We start from the raw sequence: 20,959 nt of genomic DNA on the forward strand, positions 1-20,959 counted from the left end.
GTCCTGACAGGGCCAGGCACGGCGGCACCCGTCCGGGTGACAATCCATGACGTGAACCCGAGCAGCGCCCTGAGCGAATTCCTCCGCACCCGCCGCGCCGGCCTGCGGCCCGAGGACGTCGACCTCCCCGACTACGGCGGCCGCCGCCGCGTCGCCGGGCTGCGCCGCGAGGAGCTCGCCCACCTCGCCGGAGTCAGCGTCGACTACTACACCCGCCTCGAACAGGGCCGCGTCGGCAACCCCTCGGACGCCGTCCTCGACGCCGTCGCCCGCGCCCTGCGGCTGGCCCCCGACGAGTCCGGCCACCTGCACCGCCTCGCCCGGCCCGCGGCCCGCCCCCGCCGCCCCGTCGAGCGCCAGCGGCCCCGCCCCTCGCTGCTGCGCCTGCTGGAGCAGCTCCCGCACACCCCGGCCCTGGTGATGGGCCACCGGATGGACGTCCTGGCCTGGAACCACGCCGCCGTCGCGCTCCTCGGCGACTACGGCGCCCTGCCCGTCGAGGAGCGCAACATCGCCCGCATCACCTTCCTCGACCCGGCCTCCCGCGAGCTCTACGCCGACTGGGCCGCGTGCGCCCGGGAGAACGTCGCCTTCCTCCACCTGGAGGCCGGCCGCCGCCCCGACGACCCGCTGCTCGCCGAGCTGATCGGCCAACTCTGCCTGGGCAGCGAAGAGTTCCAGCGGATGTGGGCCGACCACCCGGTCGCCGACAAGACCTCGGGCCGCAAGGCCTTCCGCCACCCCCTGGCCGGCACGCTGGACCTCGTGTACGACACCCTGCGGCCGGCCGACGACCCCGGCCAGGCGCTGGTGACCTACACCGCCGACCCGGGCTCGGCGTCGGACGACGGGCTGCGGCTGCTGCTGTCCTGGGCGGCCTCGGGCTGAGGTTCCCCCGTCACTTCGAGCAGGTTCTCCCTGGCCAGGACGGTCGACGGATGGTCCGGCCCGAGGACGCGGTCGAGGTCCGCCGCCGCCCGGCGGAGCATCTCCACCCCTCGCTCCACGTCTCCGGCGTGCAGGTACATGACCGCGAGGTTGTTGCGGGACGTGAGGGTGTCCGGGTGGTCGCCGCCGAGGACGCGCCGGCGGTCGGCGAGGACCCGCTCCTGGAGGCCGACGGCGTCCTCGACGCGTCCGGCCTCCAGGTAGGTGGCGGCCAGGTTGTTGCGGGACGTGAGGGTGTCGGGGTGGTCGGCGCCCAGCTCGTGCCGGCGGTCGGCGAGGACCTGCTCCTGGAGGCCGATGGCGTCCTCGACGCGTCCGGCCTCCGAGTAGGTGGCGGCCAGGTTGTTGCGGGCCATCAGGACGGTGGGGTGGTCACTGCCGTGGAGGCGTTGGAGGTCGGCGAGGACCTGCTCCTGGAGACTCATCGCCTCGTCGGTGCGTCCGGCCTCCCAGCACGACTGCGCGAGGTTCCCGAGGGCCGCGAGAGTGTCGGGATGGTCGCCTCCCAGGACGCGCTCGCTCGTGCTGGCGAGATGCGTCCAGTACTGGATGCCGGTGGCGTACAGGCCCGCCTCCACGAGGCTCGCGCCGCAGCGGAACAGCAGCAGGTGCATCCCCAGCGGCCGCTGGATCAGGCCGGTGGGCCCGTGCCTGGTGAGCACGTCGGTGTTGGCCCGGAGCGTCGCGGCCAGACCCTGCACGCCGTAGTCCGCGGTCGGCCACAGTTCGAGAAGGGCCTCGGCGACCACGATGCCCGCCCGCGTCGAGTCGGGAGCCGTGTCGAGGGCGGCACGGGCGGTGAGCGCATGGAGGGTCACCTCCCGGTGGGAGGTCTCGGTGAGGGTGACGAGGCTGTAGTTGTGCAGCAGCGCGAGCGCCTCCATCGCGTCGTCGGCCGTGACGGTCGCGCCGCGGACCCTGCCGAGATGCTCCAGCACCGGCCCGGTGCCCCACAGCTCCTGCGGATGCCCGGCCGGGTCCAGCAGCGCCGCCAACCGGAGGACCGGCCCGGCGAGCCCGACCGGCTCCTCCTGCTGCGCCGCGTCGAGGGCCAGCAGCAGCGCCGCCGCGACCGGCCCCCGGTAGCCGTCGGCACCGGAGCGGGCCGGCAGCACGGCGTCCAGGCTGCGCGAGCGGTCACGGAACAGTTCCAGGTAACGGCCGCAACCGCGCCGGGTGTTGACCATGCAGGCGGCCGCGTGGGCCAGCGCCAGCGGCAGGTGGCCCAGCGCCTCGGCGAGCTCCTCCGCGTGCTCGTCGAGGAAGCGGGCGCACTTGGCCCGCTCCAGCCGCTCGGCGAGATAGGCGGCGGACTCGGCGGGGGAGTACGTGGTGACGTCCACGAGGGTCCGGTCGCCGCCCGTACTGGCGGCTCCCCGGTGACGGGTGGTCGCGATGACCCGTCCGCGCCCGCCCCGGCTGGTGACGGGCCACAGCTCCTCGGGCGTGTGCTCGGTGGTGTTGTCGAGGACGACCAGCCAGCTCCGGTCGGTGGCGGCCAGCCAGGCGAGGAAGCGCTCCGCGTCCTGCTCGGCCTCACCGCTCGCCCCGGGCACCCGGAGCTCCACGGCGGCCCGGGCGTACAGCTCGGTCACGGCGGACGGCTCGGCCGCGTCGGCCCACAGCACCAGGTCGGTGCCCGCCTCGACGGCCGCGCGCGCGTAGTGCGCCGCGAGCTGCGACTTGCCGACGCCGCCACCGCCCGCCAGCACCTGGCTCAGCACGACCGTCCCGTACTCCCCGCGGGCCTCGTCGATGGCCCGGCGCAGCTCCGCCCGGGGCTGGAAGGCCGTCGCCCTGGGCGGGATCCGCCCGATCACCACCGGCCACCGCACCTCGGCGGTCGGCGCTGCGTACTGGTGGACGGTCAGTTCGCGCGCCTGGAAGGTGCTGCCGTTGACCGTGCTGTTCTCGATGCCGTTCCTGACCTGCCAGCCCTGCACCTGCTCGCCCCCACCGCCCGGCGTGTCGAATGGGCACCATTATGGAAGGCCCGGCCCTCCGTGCCCTCGTCACCGGCGCGTCACCGGCCTCCTCGCCGCGCTCGGCGCCGACATCGAACCGTGCCTAGCAGAACGTGCGCGCCTCGCGGCTCCGGCCGCCGTCGAGTGCCTGTCCGGCCTCGTCCTCGGTGGCGGGCCGGAACCGGTCGGCCGGCGTGTGGCCCGTCGTGGCCCCGCCGGTCGGCTGCGTGGTCCAGCGCTCGCCGCCGTCGTCGAGGCGGCGATCGTCCGGACCGACCATCCCATTGAACTCGAACACCTTTTCACCGTCCATGACATCGTGATGACCCTGACGTACCGTCCGTCCATGTGACCCTCGATCAGGCGTACGTCAACCAGATCTTCCTCCCGGACACCTACGCCCACGGCGTTCCTCACGAACTCTTGCGGAAACTCCGCGAGTCCGTTCCCGTCTGTTGGGTCGAGGAGCCTCCGATCGGCGGGTGGCCCGGAGGCCCCGGGTACTGGGCGGTGCTGCGGCACGGGGACGTGAAGCAGGTGCTGCGCAGCCCCGAGCTGTTCTCCTCGCACCTGGGCGCCACCCAGATCCGCGACCCCGACACCCCGGCGGACCTGGAGTTCGCCCGGGCGATGATGCTCAACCAGGACCCGCCCGACCACTCCCGGCTGCGCCGGATCGTCGCCGCGGCGTTCACCCCGCGCGCCCTCGCGGAACTGGCCGAGGCGGTCGACGGCCGGGTGCGGGAGCTGATCGAGGAGGTGCGGCCGGCCGGTCGCGCGGACTTCGTCCGGCTCGCCGCCGACCTGCCGGTGTGGACACTGGCCCGGGTGATGGGCGTGCCGGAGCAGGACCGGTTGCTGCTGCTGGACTGGGCGAACCGGGTGATCGGCTACCAGGACGCCGACTACGCCCACTCCAGCACCGTGGAGCCGGCCGCACTCACCGAGCTCGGCCGTGCCGCGCTCGCCCACCGCCCCACCACCCGGACCGCCCCGGACGGCCGCCCGGTCAACCCCCGCTCCCGCGCCGCGCTGGCGGACATGTTCGCCTACGCCCACGGCCTGGCCCGGCGGCCCGCCCCGGGCGGCCTGCTCTCCCGGACGCTCGAAGCGGGCCTGACGGCCGAGGAGTTCGAGACCATGTTCTTCCTCTTCGCCGTCGCCGGGAACGAGACCGTCCGCAACGGCCTGCCCGGCGGCCTGTACACCTTGCTCGGCCACCCGGAGCAGTACCAACTGCTGTGCGCTAATCCCGACTTGGTGCCCTCCGCCGTCGAGGAGATGCTGCGCCACTGGGCGCCGGTGACGGACTTCCGCCGCACGGCGACGCGGGACATGGAGCTGGGCGGCCGGACGATCCGGCGCGGCGACAAGGTGGTGGTCTACCACGCCTCCGCCAACCGGGACGCGGCGGTGTTCCCCGACCCGGACCGCTTCGACATCACCCGCAGTCCGAACGACCACGTGAGCTTCGGCCACGGCCCGCACTTCTGCCTCGGTGCCCAACTCGCGCGGCTCCAGCTGCGATCGATGCTGCGCCGGCTGATCGAGCGCCTCCCCGGGCTCGCGCTGGTGCCGGGTCGGCCGCCGCGGCACCTGGTCTCCAACTTCCAGAACGGCCTCAAGTCGCTGCCGGTCCAGTGGACTTAGGCGGGGAACACCTCGCCGGCCGCGACGGCCGGTGGTTCCCGGGGGCGGCGATCCGGGAGGGCGGAGGAGCGGCGGGGGAGAGGGGACGGGGAGCGGGGTACCTGGCGGGGGACGGCCCAGGAGCACGGTCCTCGTGCCGGTGGGCGACGACCCGCACGGGGCCTGTTTCTAGGCTCGGGACCGTGACCGGGCGGGTCGTCCGCCGGGCGGACCACCCGTGGGGCGGAGCCGCCGTCGCCTTCGACTCCCCTTCCTCCGCGCCCTCGTGGCGCCGTTGCCCAAGGAGTTTCCGCATGGCCGATCGTCATTTCCGCCGCCTCCAGGGCGTGTCCCCGTCCACCGGCACCGGCCCGGCCGCCACGGAGTCGCCGTCGGCGCTCCCTCCGTCGGCCCCGTCGTCGTGGCGCTCGCTCACGGTGCTGCTCGTGGCGGCCGCCGCCCTGGGAGTCGGTAGTCTGCCCGCCTCCGCGGTGCCGGCCACCGGGCCGAAGGACGTCGTGCGGGCCGGGCTGGAGAGGCTGGTGGCGGACGACCGGTACCCCGCCGCGATGGCCTCGACGACCATCGCGGGCGGCCGGGTCCGCAACTACACCGCGGGCGTCGCGGACCTGCGGACCGGCGCCAAGGTGCCGGTGGACGGCCAGGTGCGGGCGGGCAGCAACACCAAGACCTACGCCGCCGTGGTCGTCCTGCAGTTGGTCGGCGAGGGCAAGGTCGAACTCGATGCCCCGATCGACCGCTACCTGCCCGGGCTGGTGCGCGGCGAGGGCATCGACGGCCGCGCCATCACGGTGCGCCAGCTGCTCCAGCACACCAGCGGGCTGCCCAACTACACCGACGACCTCTTCGAGGCCGTCTTCGGGGAGGGCCGCCACCACTACTACCAGCCGCGTGACCTGCTCGACCTCGCGCTCGCCCACAAGGCGCTGTTCGCCCCCGGCACCAAGTGGTCGTACAGCAACACCAATTACGTCCTGGCGGGTCTGTTGATCGAGAAGGTCACCGGCCGTCCGTTCTCGGAGCAGATCACCAAGCGGGTGATCGACCGCATCGGACTGCGGCACACCTACTTCCCGGGCGTGGGCGAGGAGGGCATCCGGGAGGCGCACCCGCACGGCTACCACGCGCCCACGACGGGCGGGCCGCTGACCGACGTCACCGAACTGGACGGCTCCTGGGGGTGGGCCGCCGGGCAGTTGGTCTCCACACCGAGCGACTTGAACCGGTTCTTCTCCGCACTGATGGGCGGCAGGCTCCTCGGGCCCGCCCAGCTCGCCGAGATGAAGACCACGGTGAGGATGCCCGACGAGGCCGCCTCGTCGCCGGGTGAGGAGTACGGACTCGGGCTGAGCCGCCGGCCGTTGAGCTGCGGCGGGGTCGCCTGGGGGCACGGTGGCGCCATGCCGGGCTTCCACACCCTCCCGGGGGTGACCGAGGACGGCCGCGCGGCCACCATCGCGGTGACCGCGAACATCGCGCCCGGCCCGAAGAGTGTCGAGCACTTCCAGGCCATGCTGGACACCTCGCTCTGCGCCGAGTGACGGCCGCGGCCGGCCCGGTGAGCCTCCCGGTCGCCGGTCGCCGGTCGCCGGTCGCCGGTCGCGGCCCGCGCGGCCGTTCGGCTAGGCGCGCCCTCCGGCCTGGTCGCCGTTCCCGGTGCGGGCGGTGACCAGGCCGGACTCGTAGGCCGCGATGACCGCCTGGGCGCGGTCCCGGACGTCGAGCTTGCCGAAGATGCTGGTGATGTAGTTCTTCACCGTCGACACGCTGATGTCCAGGGCCAGTGAGATCGCGGTGTTGTCGAGGCCGGTGGCGATCAGCCGCCACACCTCGACCTCCCGGGGCGTGAGGTCGTCCGTGCCGGTGGCGGCGGCCGGCGGCGCGGCGGTGGCGCCCGGAGTCCGGACGTAGGCGGAGATCAGCCGGGTGAGCAGCCGCGGAGCGACCACCGCCTCCCCGGCGTGCACGGTCCGGATCGCGGTGGCCAGCTCCTCCGGGGAGACGTCCTTGGGCAGGAACCCGTGGGCACCGGCGCGCAGCGCGGCCACCACGTACTCGTCCATGTCGAAGGTGCTGAGGGCGAGCACCCGGCAGCCGGGCAGGACGCGGGCCAGTTCCCCGGTCGCGCCGACGCCGTCCAGGACGGGCATCCGGATGTCCATCACCACGACGTCGGGGCGCAGCCGCAGGGCGGCGGCGACGGCCCGCTCCCCGTCCTCGGCCTCGCCGACCACCTCGAAGGACGGGTCGGGGAAGAGGATCAGGGACAGGCCGCGGCGGACCAGCGGCTGGTCGTCGACGATGAGCACCTTGATCGCCGGGGCGGGCCCGGCGCCGTCGGTGCCGGTGCCGGTGTCGTCGGCACGGCTGGTCGGGTCGGTCATCGGCCCGCCCCGCCGTGCTGGACGGCCGCCTCGGACGATTCGGCGGAGCTCAGCGGCAGCTCGGCCACCACGGCGAAGCCGCCGCCCGGCTGCGGGCCGGTCTCCAGGGTGCCGCCGTGCAGGGCGACGCGCTCGCGCATGCCGATCAGGCCGTACCCCGCCCGGCCCGCACCCGGGGCGCACTCCGGCGGGGGCGCGCCGCCGCCGTCGTCCCGCACCTCGACGGTGACCCGGTCCGGGTGGTACGCCAGGCGGACGGAGGCCCGGGCGGGGCCGGCGTACTTGCGGGCGTTGGTGAGGCCCTCCTGGACGATCCGGAACACGGTCAGGCCGACGGTGGGCGGCAGCGGGCGCCTGGGCCCGTCGACGGTGAACTCGGTCGACAGCCCGGCCAGGCAGGACTCGTCCACCAGCCGGTCGAGCTCGTCCGCCCCGGGCTGGGGCAACGGCGGGGCGGTGTCCGGTTCGTCGCCGGTCCGCAGGACGTTCAGCAGCTGGCGCATCTCGCGCAGGGCCAGCCGTCCCGAGGACTCCAGGGTGACCAGGGCGTCCCGGACCACCTCCGGCCTGCCGAGGTTGGCCCGGGCACCGCCGGCCATCAGCTGCATGGTGGTGATGTGGTGGGCCACGATGTCGTGCAGCTCCCGGGCGATGCGGCGGCGTTCCTCGGCGACCGCGCGGTCTGCCAGCAGTCGGCGGTTGGCGGCCACCTCCCGCTGCCAGCGCGAGACCGCCAGACCGGCGGCGCCCACCAGGGCGGCGGAGAAGGGCGCGGCGATGACCGCCTCCCAGGTCAGGGAGTGGAAGTGACCCTGGCTCAGCGGCGTGACCACCGCCGTCGCCGCGCCGGCGGCCGCCGTGACCTGGACGGTGCAGTTGCGGCCGACCGAGTACAGGGCGACGGTCAGGACGGCGCCGAAGCGGGCGCCGGCCGGGGCGGTGGAGAGCTCGACGGCCGTCTGGAGCACCAGGACGGCGGCGAGCGCCGGCACCGGGCGGCTGCGCCGGGCGAGCAGCGGCAGGCCCGAGAGGGCGACCAGGACGAAGACCGGCACGGTGATGCCCTGGCCGTCGGCGATCCGACCGAGGAGCAGGTACCCGAGCAGGTCGACCGTGCCGGCACCGACGGCCACCAGGGCGTCGCCCTGGGTCCACGGCAGCCCGTCCGTCCACCGCCCCGGCCGCCCGTCGACGCCGTTCGCCGTCCGTTCCCCCGGCGGGCGGTCCGTACTCGCGACCGCCCCGGCGCGCTGACGCCCGTTCATCTGGTCCTCCCGGCTGATCACTGACGCAGCCATTCTGGCACCGGCCCTCCAGCCCGGACGTGGTCCCCGCGGCCGACGCCGGGAGGGCGGACCAGGACCACGGTCCTGGTTCCGTCCCACGTGGAGGACCGCGGGCCCCGGCGCGGATCGTCCGCTGCCCGGACGCCCGGGACCCCCTCGCCCTGATGGTCTGGAGACAGGCCGGGAACCCCCGGCGCCGACACCGACGTTCGCGTCCATCAGCCGGAGGAATCGTGATCCGCGCACTGACCGGATTCGCCACCAGACACGCGTGGAAGGTCATCGCCGTCTGGGCGGTGCTGGGCATGGGGCTGAGCGTCCTGGCACCGATGCTGATGTCCCGGGTGACCGGGTCCCAGAGCGGGGACTTCCTGCCGCGCAGCTACGACTCGGCCGCCGCGCTGCGCATCGCCGAGGACAACTTCGGCGTGAAGCCGGACGCCACCACGATCACGGTGCTGGTCGCCCGGACCGACGGCGGGGCGCTCACCGCCGCCGACCAGCAGCAGGTCGAGGCCGCGGCGGCGAAGCTCGCCGGGCGCCGGGTCGTCATGCCGAGGAAGGAGGACGAGCCGAAGTTCCTCGTGCCCGACCACTCCCAGACGCCCCGGATCGCGCCCGCCATGGTGGCGCCCGACCGGACCTTCGAGCTGCTCTCGGTCGAGCTGACCGGCAACGCGACGGAGGAGGGGGTGCAGGGCGTCTACAAGGCCTTCCGGGACGACGCCCGCGCGCGCTTCGCCGAGCTCGGGATGCGCACCGGGTTCACCGGCGGCCTGGCCCAGGCCGCCGACAGCGCCGACGCCAACCGGACCGCCGCGATGATCGGCAGCGCCCTCGTGACGGTGCTGATCGTCCTGCTCAACGTGCTGGTGTTCCGCAGCGTGCTCGCGGCCGTGCTGCCGCTGCTCGCGGTCGCCGTGATCGGCGGCGTGGCCGGCGGAGCCGTGGCGGGCGCGGCGGCGCTCGCCGGTCTGAAGCTGGACGCCTCCACCCCGGGCCTGATCTCCGTGGTCCTGCTCGGCATCGGCGTCGACTACCTGCTGTTCCTGCTCTTCCGGTTCCGCGAGCACCTGCGGGCGCGGCCCGACCAGCCCGCCCGGGAGGCGGCCGCCGAGGTGGCGGGCCGGGTGGGCACCGCGATCACCTCCGCGGCACTGACCATCGTCGCCGCCTTCGCCACCCTGGGCGTCGCGACCTTCGGCCAGTTCCGTTCGCTCGGCCCGGCCATCGCCGTCGCGGTGCTGGTCATGCTGCTGGGCAGCCTCACCCTGATGCCCGCCCTGCTCGCCGCCTGCGGCCGCGGGATGTTCTGGCCCTCGCGCGGTCTGCGGCAGGTTCCGCGTGAGGGCGTCGCCGCCCGTTTCGGCGGCCTCGTCGCCCGCCGGCCGCTGGCGCTGCTGGCGGCCTCCGTCGCCCTGCTCGGCGCGCTGGCCGCCGGCACGGCCGGGCTGCGGATGGACTACAGCCTGGCGGACGGCTCCACGACGGCGGCCGCGGCCACCGCCGCGGAGATCTCCCGCGCCCTGCCGGCCGGCGTCTCCGACCCGACGGCCGTCTACCTCGTCGCCCAGGACGGCGGCACCCTCGACGCCGGCCGGTTCGACGGCCTCTCCCGGGCCCTGACCGGGGTCGAGGGCGTCGGCCAGGTGGGCCGGACCGTCCTCAACGAGGACCACCGCGCCGCCCGGATCGAGGTCTACCTGAACGCCGACCCGCAGAGCCAGCGGGCCCGCGACCTGGCCTCCGGCCCGGTCCGTGCCGCGGTCGCCGCGCACACCCCGCCCGGGACCAGCGCCCACGTCGGCGGCACGGCGGCGGTCTTCGCCGACATCTCCACCGCCGTCGACCACGACCTGACCGTGGTCTTCCCGGTCGCGGCCGCCCTGATCGCCCTGATCCTGCTGCTGCTCCTGCGCAGCCTGCTGGCCCCGGTGGTCCTGATGCTCGCCGTCGGCCTCGGGTTCGCCGCCACCCTGGGCGCCGCCACGCTGCTGTTCCAGCACGGCCTGGGCGAGCCGGGCGTCGCCTTCACGCTCCCGCTGGTGCTGTTCCTGTTCGTCGTCGCCCTGGGCACCGACTACAACATCCTCGTCACCGACCGCATCCGTGAGGAGATGCGGCGGCCCGGTGCGCCCCGCGCCGCCGTGGCCCGCGCCGTCCGGCACACCGCCCCGACCGTCGCCACGGCCGGTCTCGTCCTGGCCGGTTCCTTCGCCACCCTGGCGACCACCCCGGGCAGCGAGCAGATCGCCTTCTCGCTGACCCTCGGCATCCTGCTCTCCGCCCTGGTCCTCTCGCTCGGCGTGGTCCCGGCCCTGGCCGCTCTCCTCGGCCGCTCCCTCTGGTGGCCCCTGCGCCCCACCCCGGCCGCTCCGATCACGACGGCCCCGACCACGACGGGCCCGGACACGACGGCCCCGGACACCGGCGCGGCCCCGGTGGCCGCCCCGCGCCCGGCCCCGGACCGCCTCGGCACCCGCTGAGCACACCGGTCGCACGGTCACACCGGTCGCACCGGTCTCCACCGAGGCGTTCCCTCCCGGGCCCGAAGGGTCCCCGGCGTCATGGCCGCCGCGGTGCCAGGCCCCTCACTCGAAGCGCGCGGGGTCGCCGGCCCCGCGCCGGACGATCTCCGGCTCGCCGCTGGAGTAGTCGACGACCGTCGTCGGCACCGTGCCGCAGTCGCCCGAATCCAGCACGGCGTCCAGCACGTGGTCGAGCCGCTCCTTGATCTCCCACCCCTGGGTCATCGGCTCGTCCTCGCCGGGGAGGAGCAGGGTGCTGGAGACCAGGGGCTCACCGAGTTCGGCGAGCAGGGCCCGGGTGACGGGGTGATCGGGGATCCGCACCCCGACCGTCTTCTTCTTCGGGTGCATCAGGCGGCGCGGCACCTCCTTGGTGGCGGGGAGGATGAAGGTGTAGCTGCCCGGCGTCGAGGCCTTGACGGCGCGGAAGACGTCGTTGTCGATGTGGACGAACTGGCCCAGCTGGGCGAAGTCCATGCACATCAGCGTGAAGTGGTGGCGGTCGTCGAGACGCCGGATCGACCGGATCCGTTCGAGGCCGTCGCGGTTCTCCAGGCGACAGCCCAGGGCGAAACAGGAGTCGGTCGGGTACGCGATGAGGTTCCCGGACCGGAGACCGGCGGCCACGGTGCCGATGGTGCGGGGCTGGGGGGACTCTGGATGCACGTCGAAGTACTTCGCCATTGGCCGACCCTACGGGATCCCGGTCGTCGACCGCCGCAGCCGCCGCGTCCCGCCGCCGGCGCCCCGGGGCGATCAGCCCGCGCAGTCCGGGCAGAGCCCCCGGTAGGTGACCTCCGCCTGCACCACGGCGAACCCGAAGCGCTGCTCGGCCGGAAGGTCGGAGAGCGGATTGCCCCGCGGGTGGACGTCGCGGATGGCGCCGCAGCCGGTGCAGACCAGGTGCTGGTGGGGTTGGTGGGCGTTCGGGTCGTAGCGCTTGGCGCGCCCGTCGGTGGACACCTCGACGACCTCGCCCAGGGTGACCAGTTCACCGAGCGTGTTGTAGACCGTCGCCCGGGAGATCTCCGGGAGGCGCTCCGCCGCCCGGGCGTGCACCTCGTCGGCGGTCAGGTGCACGTGCTCGCCGTCCAGGACCTCGGCCACGACACGCCGCTGGGAGGTGAGGCGCCAGCCGCGCCCGCGCAGCCGCTCCAGCAGGTCACTCATATCGGTTCACCTATTCAGGTCAAGGGGAGGACCGGAGTTTACCAATTCACCTCCGGTGCCTTCCGGTTCCCGATCGGATATGGCTTTGGTGTCTTTCTTGACTTGGATTCCGTCCATCGTAGGATCGGCTCCGGCGCTAGCCTGGGTGGCAGCAGTATGTGACTCCCGTCACTGCCGTGCGCGACGGCGGGCAGTGACAGCAGTGGCAACACGCGGCGCGCCAGGACCAGACAGCAGCAGTAGGTGCCGTAGGTAGCAGATGAAGACACCGTGATCCGCCTTGTGAGGGAAGGATTCCCATGTCTGACAACCACGATGCAACCGGCGTAGAGGCGAACGCGGAGGGCTGCCCGGTGAACCACGGGCGGGCGCCGCACCCCACCCAGGGCGGCGGGAACCGCCAGTGGTGGCCGGAACGGCTCAACCTGAAGATCCTCGCGAAGAACCCGGCGGTGGCCAATCCGCTCGGCGGCGGATTCGACTACGCCGAGGCCTTCAAGACCCTCGACCTCCCGGCCGTCAAGCGGGACATCCAGGAGGCCCTCTCCACCTCGAAGGACTGGTGGCCGGCCGACTTCGGCTACTACGGCCCCTTCATCATCCGGATGGCCTGGCACAGCGCCGGCACCTACCGGATCAGCGACGGCCGCGGCGGCGCCGGCGGCGGCCAGCAGCGCTTCGCCCCGCTGAACAGCTGGCCCGACAACGCCAGCCTCGACAAGGCCCGCCGCCTGCTGTGGCCGGTGAAGAAGAAGTACGGGCGCGCCCTGTCCTGGGCCGACCTGATCATCCTGTCCGGCAACGTGGCCCTGGAGGGCATGGGCTTCGCCACCTTCGGCTTCGGCGGCGGCCGGGTCGACGAGTGGGAGCCGGACGAGGACGTCTACTGGGGCCCGGAGACCACCTGGCTCGGCGACGAGCGCTACACCGGCGACCGCGAGCTGGAGAACCCGCTGGCCGCCGTCCAGATGGGCCTGATCTACGTCAACCCCGAGGGCCCCAACGGCAACCCGGACCCGATCGCCGCCGCCCGCGACATCCGCGAGACCTTCTACCGGATGGCGATGGACGACGAGGAGACCGTCGCGCTGATCGCCGGCGGCCACACCTTCGGCAAGACCCACGGCGCCGGCCCGGCCGACAGCGTCGGCCCGGCCCCCGAGGACGCCCCGATCGAGCAGCAGGGCCTCGGCTGGAAGAGCAGCTTCGGCACCGGCGTCGGCGGCGACGCGATCACCAGCGGTCTGGAGGGCACCTGGACGCCCACCCCGATCACCTGGGACAACAGCTTCTTCGAGACGCTGTTCGGCTACGAGTGGGAGCTCACCAAGAGCCCGGCCGGCGCGCACCAGTGGAAGCCCAAGGACGGCGGCGGCGAGGGCACCGTCCCGGACGCCCACGACCCGGCCAAGCGGCACGTGCCGATCATGCTCACCACGGACCTGTCGCTGCGCTTCGACCCGGTCTACGAGCCGATCTCCCGGCGCTTCCTGGAGAACCCGGAGGCGTTCGCCGACGCCTTCGCCCGCGCCTGGTACAAGCTGACCCACCGCGACATGGGCCCGGTGGTCCGCTACCTCGGCCCCGAGGTCCCGAGCGAGCACCTGCTCTGGCAGGACCCGCTGCCGGGGGTCACGTACCGGCCGATCGGCGCGGCCGACATCGCCGACCTCAAGCGGCGGATCAACGCCACCGGCCTGTCGGTGTCCGAACTGGTCTCCACCGCCTGGGCGGCGGCCTCCTCCTTCCGCTCCAGCGACAAGCGCGGCGGCGCCAACGGCGGCCGCATCCGGCTCCAGCCGCAGATCGGCTGGGAGGTCAACGAGCCCGACCGGCTGGCCACGGTGCTGCGCGCCCTGGAAGGCGTGCAGCAGGAGTTCGACGCGCAGGCCGGCGACAAGCGGGTCTCGCTCGCGGACCTGGTGGTGCTGGCCGGCGGCGTCGGCATCGAGCAGGCCGCCAGGGCGGCCGGGCTGGCCGTCGAGGTGCCGTTCGCGCCCGGCCGGGTGGACGCGCCGCAGGAGCTGACCGACACCGATTCCTTCGCCGCGCTGGAGCCCAAGGCGGACGGCTTCCGCAACTGGGTCGGCAAGGGCAACCGGCTGCCGGCCGAGTACCTGCTGCTCGACAAGGCCAACCTGCTGGGCGTCAGCGCGCCCGAGCTGACCGTCCTGGTCGGTGGCCTGCGCGTGCTGGGCGCCAACCACGGCGGGTCCACGCACGGTGTGCTCACCGCGACCCCCGGCGTGCTGACGAACGACTACTTCGTCAACCTGCTGGACCTGGACACCGCTTGGAAGGCCACCTCGGAGGACGCCCACACCTTCGAGGGCCGGGACGGTTCGGGCCGGGTGCGCTGGACCGGCACCCGCGCCGACCTGGTCTTCGGCTCGAACGCCGAACTGCGGGCCGTCGCCGAGGTGTACGCGGCCGACGACGCCAAGGAGAAGTTCGTCGAGGACTTCGTCGCGGCCTGGGTCAAGGTCATGAACGCGGACCGCTTCGACCTCCGCTGATCCGCGGCGCGTGACGACGGGAGCCCGGGGCGGCAAGGCCCCGGGCTCCCGTCGCGCGTCACCGGCCCCCGGCCGGATCGGCGACGGACCCCACGCTGACCAGCCCGGTCTCGTACGCCGCGACCACCACCTGGGCCCGGTCCCGCAGGCCCAGCTTGCCGAGGATCCGGGCCACGTGCGTCTTCACCGTCGCCTCGGACAGCCCCAGCCGGGCGGCGAGTTCGGCGTTGCTGAGGCCGCGGGCGAGCAGCCCCGTCACCTCCAGCTCGCGCGGGGTGAGCGTGCCCAGCTCCCGGTGCGGGGCGGCGGCGGGGCCGGCCGGGCTCTCCGGGCGGGCGAAGCGCTCGACCAGACGGCGGGTGATCGTCGGGGCGAGCAGCGCGTCCCCGGTGCGGACCAGCCGGACGGCGGCCGCCAGGTGCTCCGGGGTGACGTCCTTCAGCAGGAAGCCGCTGGCCCCGGCGGCCATCGCCGCGTAGACGTAGTGGTCGAGGTCGAAGGTGGTCAGCATGATGATCCGCGGCGGCTCCTGCGCGCCGTCCGCCAGGATCCGGCGGGCGGCCTCCAGTCCGTCCAGGCCGGGCATCCGGATGTCCATCAGCACCACGTCCGGCCGGCAGCGGCGGACGGCGGCGACGGCCTGCTCGCCGTCCTCGGCCTCGGCCACCACCTCGATGCCCTCCGACTCCAGGATCAGCCGGAACCCGGTGCGGACCAGGGCCTGGTCATCGGCGACCACCACCCGCAGCGGCTGCTCGGTCATGAACTCTCCAGGGGAATCAGGGCCTTGACGCGGTAGCCGCCGCGCGGCCGGGGGTCGGTGTGCAGGGTGCCGCCGTAGACGGCGAGGCGTTCGCGCAGGCCGAGCAGGCCGCGTCCGTTGCCGGTGGCGGCGGCGCCGGTGGGGCGGCCTCCGGTGTCGGTGACCTCCACCAGCAGCCGGTCGGGGGCGTACTCGACGGTCACCGCGGCGTGGGCGCCGCCCGCGTGCTTGACGGTGTTGGTGAGCGCCTCCTGGACGACCCGGTAGGCGGCCAGCTCGACCCCGGGCGGGACGGCGCGGCGCTCGCCGCGGACGGTCAGCTCGACCGGCAGCCCGGCCTGCCGGACGTCGTGGACCAGCGTCTCCAGCCGGCCGAGGCCCGGCTGCGGGCTGAGGCCGGCCCCGGCGGCCGGGTTGTCGGCGCTCTCCGAGTCGATGGTCAACAGGCCCATCACGTGCCGGAGTTCGGTCATCGCCGCGCGGCCGCCGGACTCCACCGCGAGCATCGCCTCGCGGGCCCTCTCCGGCGCGGTGTCCAGGATCTTGCGGGCCGCCCCGGCCTGGATCGTCATCATGCTCACGTTGTGGGTGACGACATCGTGCAACTCCCGGGCGATCCTCGCCCGTTCGAGCTCCACCGCGCGCTGCAGCGCGGCCAGCTGCTCGCGTTCCAGGGCGGAGAGCCGCTCCCGCCCCTCCTCCACCCGGCGGCGCCACATCCGCAGTTCGTACGCGACCGCGAACACCGGCACCAGGAGCAGGACGGCGATCACCCCGTTGGGGAAGTGCGGCAGTTTGGCCGCGGAGAAGAGCACCACCAGGGCGGCGGTGGCGGCCGGCAGGCCGAGCAGCAGGGCCCGGGGGCGGCGCCCGTACGCGGCGGCGCTGTACGCGGCGACGACCACCGCCACGCCCGCCGAGTACGCGATGTCCTGCGACTGGTGCCGGACCAGCAGCGCGGCCGGCAGCACCGTCCACAGCACCGCCAGCGGGTAGCGGCGGCGCAGGACCAGCGGCAGCGGGACGAGCGGCACCACCACCAGCAGCAGCCAGGACGGCGCCGTCCCGTGCGGGCCGCCCGCGATGGTCGCGTAGCGCCCGCCGGTGAAGGCGAGGAAGAGGGCCAGGGCCACGTCGAAGGCCTGGCCGCGCCGGGTCGGCCGGGGCGGCGGCGCGGTGCCCGGGCCGTCGGCCGGGCGGACCGCCGCGCGCAGCCGGCGCACCGTCGGATGGTTGATCACCGGGACATTGTGGGGGCCACGGGCCCCGCGGGACAGCCCCGCGGCCGGGGGGTGGCCGGTACTCCCCACGACTACACCGGAGGGATGACGCCGGCGGCCGTCCACCCGACGCGGTACGGAACCTGCGGCGGTCGGCGGACGCGGACCCGCGCCGCCCGTCCGTACCTTCGTCGCGGCACCAGACGGGAAGCGACCAGGAGCGGGGACATGAGCAGCGATCCGGTGATCGAACTGAGCGGCGTGAGCCGCCACTACGAGGGCGCCCGGGCGGCCCTGGACGACGTCACGCTGAGCGTGCGGGCAGGGGAGTCGGTGGCCGTGCTCGGCCCGTCCGGCAGCGGGAAGTCCACCCTGCTGAACCTGGTCGCCGGGCTGGACCGGCCCAGCGCCGGGACGGTCACCGTGGCCGGGGTGCGGGTGGACCGACTGGGCGAGGCGGCCTCGGCCCGCTACCGGCGCGGCACGATCGGCATGGTGTTCCAGTTCTTCAACCTGCTGGACGACCTCACCGTGGCCGACAACGTGGTGCTGGCCGGCGAACTGGCCGGCGTCCCGCGCGCCGAGGCCCGGCGCCGGGCGGCCGAACTGCTGGAGGCGCTCGGCATCGACCGGCACGCCCGCGCCCACCCGGGCCGGCTCTCCGGCGGCGAGCGCCAACGCGTCGCGGTGGCGAGGGCGCTGATGAACCGGCCGGCCCTGCTGCTGGCGGACGAGCCGACCGGCGCGCTGGACTCGGCCGCCGGCGAGGACGTCAAGGAGCTGTTCCGGGACCTGCACGAGGACGGGCAGACCGTCCTGCTCGTCACCCACGACCTGGCCCTGGCCGAGGACTGCGCCACCCGGACGGTCCGGATGCGGGACGGGCGGGTCGAGGCGGACTCGGCTTCGGCTTCGGCGGTGGCGTCATGACCGCGCTCGGCAGGGTCGTGCGCGCGGGTGTGCGCAGGCGCCGGACGCAGTCCGTCGCCGTCGGACTGGCCGCGCTGGTGGCCACCACCTGCTCCGTCCTCGGCGGCTCGCTGCTGGTCGCCTCCCGGGCCCCCTTCGAGCAGGCCTTCGACGGCCAGCACGGCGCCCACCTCACCGCGCGCTTCGACGGCGTCCGGGCGAGCGCCGACCAGCTCGCCGCCACCGCGCACGCCCCCGGGGTGACGGCCGCCGCCGGGCCGTACCGCACCGTCACCGTCGACCCCGAGCCCGGCTCCGGCACGGACCTGCCGCCCGGGATCACGATGGCGCCGATGACCGTCACCGGCCGCGCCGCGGCCACCGTCGGGGTCGACGACGTCACTCTGCTCCAAGGGAGTTGGCCGCAGCAGCCGGGCGAGGTGGTGATCGAGGCCGGGTACGGCGACAAGCCCCGGCAACCGGGCGGCACCCTGCGGCTGCCCGGCCTGCCGGGCGCGCCCACCCTCAGGGTCGTCGGCTTCGCCCGTTCCGTCAGCCGGACCTCGGACGCCTGGGTGACCCCGGACGGCATCGCCGCCCTCACCGCACCCGGCAGCGCCCCCGGCTACGAGATGCTCTACCGCTTCACGGACACCGGCAGCGCCGACGCCATGGCCGCCGACCGGGCCGCCGTGGCCGCGGCCGCCCCCGGCGGGGCGCTCACCGGTGCGCAGTCCTGGCTCACCGCCAAGCAGGGCTCGGACCGCAACACCGCCCTGTTCCTGCCCTTCATGGTCGCCTTCGGCCTGCTCGGGACGGCCATGTCGGTCCTGGTCGCGGGCAATGTGGTGGCCGGCGCCGTCGGCACCGCCACCCGGCGGATCGGCGTGCTCAAGGCGCTCGGCTGCACCCCCGCCCAGGTGGTGCGCGCGTACGTCGCCCAGGCGCTGATCCCGGCCGGCGCCGGCACCCTGCTCGGGGTGGTCGCGGGCAACGCCCTGACCGTCCCGGTGCTCGCCACCACCGGATCGCTCTACGGCACCACCGCCTCGGGCCTCTCCCCCCGGGTCGACGCCGCCGTGGCGGGCGGCACCCTGGCCGCCGTCGCCCTGGTCGCCTGGGCCGCCGCGGCCCGGGCCGGACGGCTGCGCACGGTGGACGCGCTCGCCGTCGGCCGTACGGCGGGCGGCACCCGGCGGGACGCGTTCGCCACCCGGGCCGCCGCACTGGCCGCCAGGCTGCCGCTGCCCCGCCCGCTGAGCCTCGGCCTCGCCCAGCCCTTCGCCCGCCCGGCCCGCGCGGCCGGGATGCTCGCGGCGGTGCTGTTCGGCACGGCGGCGGCCGTCTTCGCGGTGGGCATGGGCGGGACGATGGGCTGGGTGCAGCAGGCGAAGACACGGGACGCCGGGGACCTCGTGGTGCACCCGACACGCCCGGACGGCCCGCCCGGGGCGGTTCCGGCGGGCAGGCCGGTCCCGGCCGACCGGGCCGTCGTCACCGCGGCGCTGGACGCCCGGCCCGGCACCGCCGCGTACTTCGGCAACGGCACCGAGGACGTCACCGTCCCCGGGGTGGCCGGCAGCACCACGGTGACCGCCTTCGACGGCGACTCCTCCTGGGCGGGCTACCGGATGGTCACCGGGCGCTGGTACCGGGGCCCGGGCGAGGCCGTCGCCCCGGCCACCTTCCTGACCGAGGCCTCCGTCGGGCTCGGCGACCGGGTGACCTTCACGAGCCACGGCCGGCCGGTCACCGTCCGGATCGTCGGCGAGGTCTTCGACCCGCACGTGCAGACCAACGAGCTGTTCACCGACGCCGCCAGCTACCCGCCCGGCACGGCCCCCGCACCGGACTTCTGGGCCGTCAAACTGAAGCCCGGCACCGACCGGACCGCCTACGCCACCGCCCTCGGCGCCGCGCTCGCCCCGGAGCACATGACCGCCGACACCGGCGGGCCGCACGGCTCCAGCGGCTCGATCGCCGCACTGAACTCGCTCACCGCCACCCTGACCGCGCTGCTGCTCGTGGTCGCCGGGCTCGGGGTGTTCAACACCGTCGTCCTGGAGATCCGCGAGCGCACCCGGGACACGGGCGTCACCAAGGCGCTCGGCATGACCCCGGCGCAGACCGTGGGCGCCGTCCTCGCCTCGGTGGTCCCGGTCGGGGCCGTCGGCGGCGCGGTCGGACTGCCGGCGGGCCTGCTGCTGCACGGCCTGACGGTGCCCGCGATGGGCCGCAGCGCCGGGCTGACCTTCCCGGCCTCCGCGCTGGACGTGTTCGGCACCCCGGTGCTGGTCCTGCTCGCCCTCGGCGGCGTGCTGATCGCCCTGGCCGGCGCCCTGCTCCCGGCCGTACGGGCGGCGCGGGCGCGCACGGTGGACGCGCTGCGGGCGGAGTGACGGCGGGCGGAGTGACAGCGGGCGGGGGTGTGACGGCGGGGTGTGACGGCGCGGGGGAGTGACGGCGAGGCCGGTGCGCTCAGGAGGCCCCCGCGCCGTCCGCCTTCCGCTCGTCGCCCTTCCGTTCGTCGGCCTTCTGCTCGGCCGCCCGGACCTGCTCGGCGAACTCGCGCGCGTCGATCCGCTCGACCGAGGCCCCGTGCCGGGCCGCCAGCTCGTCCGCCGGGGCGGGCGAGGACTCCCGGACCTCCAGCGCGAGCAGCGCCCCGCCGTCCGGCACCCGGGGCGAGAGCAGGATCAGCCCGGCGCCGCCCTCGCTCGCCTGGTGCTCCTCGGCCGCGTTGCCGATCGCCGCGCCGGCTGCGAAGCCCAGCAGCACGCCGACCGGCCCGCCGAGCAGCCCGATCAGGCCGCCCAGCACACCCGAGCCGACGGTGGCCACCCCCGCGCCCCTGGTGAAGGTGTCCGCGACCTCCAGCAGCCCGTCGGCGCTGCGCTCCATCGCCGCCACCATCCGCAGGCCCGGCAGGTGCTGCGCCTCGTCGAAGGCCGGGCGCCAGGCGGCGGCGTCGGGGAAGGTCAGCAGGACGACGTTGTGCTGGTCGCTCATCGCGCTCCGATCGGGTCGGGGCCGGAGGTGGCCGGGCTTTCATCGTGACCCCCGGTGCGGGGCGCTGCCACCCCGGCGGCCTCAGCGCGGCCCGTCCGCCGGGTGGTTGAACACCGGCCCGAGGTCCGGCGGGAGGTGTTCGACCAGCAGGGCGACGGCCTCCTCCGCGGTGGCGGGCGTGCCGAGCACCCCGGAGCCGCCCGGGCCGTGGATCCGGTAGCCGCCGCCGTCCTGCGGCACGGCGAAGGGCACGCCCGCGGCTGCCCACGGGAACGAGGTCGACAGGCTGAAGTGCAGGTTGTAGTGGCTGGTCCAGGGGAAGAGCCGGCGCAGCCGGGGCTCCGCGCGGGCGGCCTTCAGCAGGCGCACCAGGCCGTCGTTGCAGCTTCCGGGGCCGTGCCCGATGTCGTGCTGGATCCATTCCCACGACAGGACGAGCCCCTCCCAGCGGGCCTCCGTGGCGGCCTCGGGGCCGATCGCACGGGCGGCGGCGAGGTCCGGCAGGACGGGCTTGGGCAGGGCGCCTCTCTGATCATCTGATCGCATGGTGGGCAGTCTGCCCCAGCGCCCTCCGCAGAAGGGAAACGGTCGTCGGGGCCGGGCCGGATCCCC

At 74.8% G+C, this 20,959-nt stretch carries 17 protein-coding genes; 7 read left to right on the plus strand and 10 right to left on the minus strand.

What is annotated here, in order from left to right:
* Positions 1-51 precede the first annotated feature (51 nt).
* Positions 52-888 (plus strand): helix-turn-helix transcriptional regulator, encoded by an 837-nt coding sequence (locus ACFVGO_RS04890; RefSeq protein WP_359898804.1) that lies wholly within the window; start codon positions 52-54, stop codon positions 886-888.
* Here the strand turns inward: ACFVGO_RS04890 and ACFVGO_RS04895 are convergent.
* Positions 816-2,891, minus strand: coding sequence for a tetratricopeptide repeat protein (locus ACFVGO_RS04895; protein ID WP_380630875.1), 2,076 nt, complete (start codon positions 2,889-2,891; stop codon positions 816-818). The genes ACFVGO_RS04890 and ACFVGO_RS04895 overlap by 73 nt on opposite strands.
* 124 nt (positions 2,892-3,015) lie before the next feature.
* Positions 3,016-3,225, minus strand: a complete 210-nt coding sequence (locus tag ACFVGO_RS04900) for a hypothetical protein (RefSeq protein WP_359898800.1) — start codon at positions 3,223-3,225, stop codon at positions 3,016-3,018.
* Between the two features lie 35 nt (positions 3,226-3,260).
* Here ACFVGO_RS04900 and ACFVGO_RS04905 point away from each other — a divergent pair, with 35 nt between their 5' ends.
* Together ACFVGO_RS04905 and ACFVGO_RS04910 are read left to right on the plus strand one after the other, a co-directional pair.
* On the plus strand, positions 3,261-4,562 hold the full coding sequence (locus tag ACFVGO_RS04905; RefSeq protein WP_380630876.1) for a cytochrome P450: 1,302 nt from the start codon (positions 3,261-3,263) through the stop codon (positions 4,560-4,562).
* A gap of 293 nt (positions 4,563-4,855) precedes the next feature.
* Positions 4,856-6,103, plus strand: coding sequence for a serine hydrolase domain-containing protein (locus tag ACFVGO_RS04910; RefSeq protein WP_380630877.1), 1,248 nt, complete (start codon positions 4,856-4,858; stop codon positions 6,101-6,103).
* Between the two features lie 81 nt (positions 6,104-6,184).
* Here ACFVGO_RS04910 and ACFVGO_RS04915 read toward each other — a convergent pair whose 3' ends face one another.
* Entirely contained in the window at positions 6,185-6,946 is a 762-nt protein-coding gene (locus ACFVGO_RS04915) for a response regulator (protein WP_380630878.1), read from the minus strand.
* Positions 6,943-8,211 (minus strand): sensor histidine kinase, encoded by a 1,269-nt coding sequence (locus tag ACFVGO_RS04920; RefSeq protein ID WP_380630879.1) that lies wholly within the window; start codon positions 8,209-8,211, stop codon positions 6,943-6,945. Before ACFVGO_RS04920 ends, ACFVGO_RS04915 begins: the two co-directional genes overlap by 4 nt.
* A gap of 254 nt (positions 8,212-8,465) precedes the next feature.
* Between ACFVGO_RS04920 and ACFVGO_RS04925 the strand changes: the two genes are divergently transcribed.
* Positions 8,466-10,718, plus strand: a complete 2,253-nt coding sequence (locus ACFVGO_RS04925; RefSeq protein ID WP_359898792.1) for an MMPL family transporter — start codon at positions 8,466-8,468, stop codon at positions 10,716-10,718.
* A gap of 105 nt (positions 10,719-10,823) precedes the next feature.
* Here the strand turns inward: ACFVGO_RS04925 and ACFVGO_RS04930 are convergent, their stop codons facing one another.
* Positions 10,824-11,444, minus strand: coding sequence for an L-threonylcarbamoyladenylate synthase (locus tag ACFVGO_RS04930; RefSeq protein ID WP_380630880.1), 621 nt, complete (start codon positions 11,442-11,444; stop codon positions 10,824-10,826).
* A 72-nt stretch (positions 11,445-11,516) separates the two neighbouring features.
* Positions 11,517-11,930 carry a Fur family transcriptional regulator gene (locus ACFVGO_RS04935; protein WP_380630881.1) on the minus strand — a complete coding sequence of 138 codons (414 nt, stop codon included), beginning with the start codon at positions 11,928-11,930 and terminating at the stop codon, positions 11,517-11,519.
* A 299-nt stretch (positions 11,931-12,229) separates the two neighbouring features.
* Between ACFVGO_RS04935 and katG the strand changes: the two genes are divergently transcribed.
* Positions 12,230-14,446: a catalase/peroxidase HPI gene (katG, locus tag ACFVGO_RS04940; RefSeq protein WP_359898786.1), complete on the plus strand. Its 2,217-nt coding sequence runs from the start codon at positions 12,230-12,232 to the stop codon at positions 14,444-14,446.
* Positions 14,447-14,504: 58 nt separating this feature from the next.
* Here the strand turns inward: katG and ACFVGO_RS04945 are convergent, their stop codons facing one another.
* The gene (locus tag ACFVGO_RS04945) at positions 14,505-15,209 is read right to left on the minus strand and encodes a response regulator transcription factor (RefSeq protein WP_359898784.1); all 705 of its coding nucleotides are present in this window, start codon (positions 15,207-15,209) and stop codon (positions 14,505-14,507) included.
* The gene (locus ACFVGO_RS04950) at positions 15,206-16,447 is read right to left on the minus strand and encodes a sensor histidine kinase (protein ID WP_380630912.1); all 1,242 of its coding nucleotides are present in this window, start codon (positions 16,445-16,447) and stop codon (positions 15,206-15,208) included. Before ACFVGO_RS04950 ends, ACFVGO_RS04945 begins: the two co-directional genes overlap by 4 nt.
* 210 nt (positions 16,448-16,657) lie before the next feature.
* On the opposite strand from ACFVGO_RS04950, the gene ACFVGO_RS04955 reads away from it, so the two are divergent.
* Together ACFVGO_RS04955 and ACFVGO_RS04960 are read left to right on the plus strand one after the other, a co-directional pair.
* The gene (locus ACFVGO_RS04955; protein WP_359898782.1) at positions 16,658-17,359 is read left to right on the plus strand and encodes an ABC transporter ATP-binding protein; all 702 of its coding nucleotides are present in this window, start codon (positions 16,658-16,660) and stop codon (positions 17,357-17,359) included.
* Positions 17,356-19,737: an FtsX-like permease family protein gene (locus tag ACFVGO_RS04960; RefSeq protein WP_380630882.1), complete on the plus strand. Its 2,382-nt coding sequence runs from the start codon at positions 17,356-17,358 to the stop codon at positions 19,735-19,737. The genes ACFVGO_RS04955 and ACFVGO_RS04960 overlap by 4 nt, the downstream gene beginning before the upstream one ends.
* A gap of 79 nt (positions 19,738-19,816) precedes the next feature.
* On the opposite strand, the gene ACFVGO_RS04965 is transcribed toward ACFVGO_RS04960, so the two are convergent.
* Together ACFVGO_RS04965 and ACFVGO_RS04970 are read right to left on the minus strand one after the other, a co-directional pair.
* Positions 19,817-20,347 carry a histidine kinase gene (locus tag ACFVGO_RS04965; protein ID WP_380630883.1) on the minus strand — a complete coding sequence of 177 codons (531 nt, stop codon included), beginning with the start codon at positions 20,345-20,347 and terminating at the stop codon, positions 19,817-19,819.
* Between the two features lie 81 nt (positions 20,348-20,428).
* Positions 20,429-20,893 carry a DUF6193 family natural product biosynthesis protein gene (locus tag ACFVGO_RS04970; RefSeq protein ID WP_359898776.1) on the minus strand — a complete coding sequence of 155 codons (465 nt, stop codon included), beginning with the start codon at positions 20,891-20,893 and terminating at the stop codon, positions 20,429-20,431.
* Positions 20,894-20,959 lie beyond the last annotated feature (66 nt).

This window comes from Kitasatospora sp. NPDC057738, from assembly GCF_042798815.1.
Classification (GTDB): Bacteria; Actinomycetota; Actinomycetes; order Streptomycetales; family Streptomycetaceae; genus Kitasatospora; species Kitasatospora lactacystinica.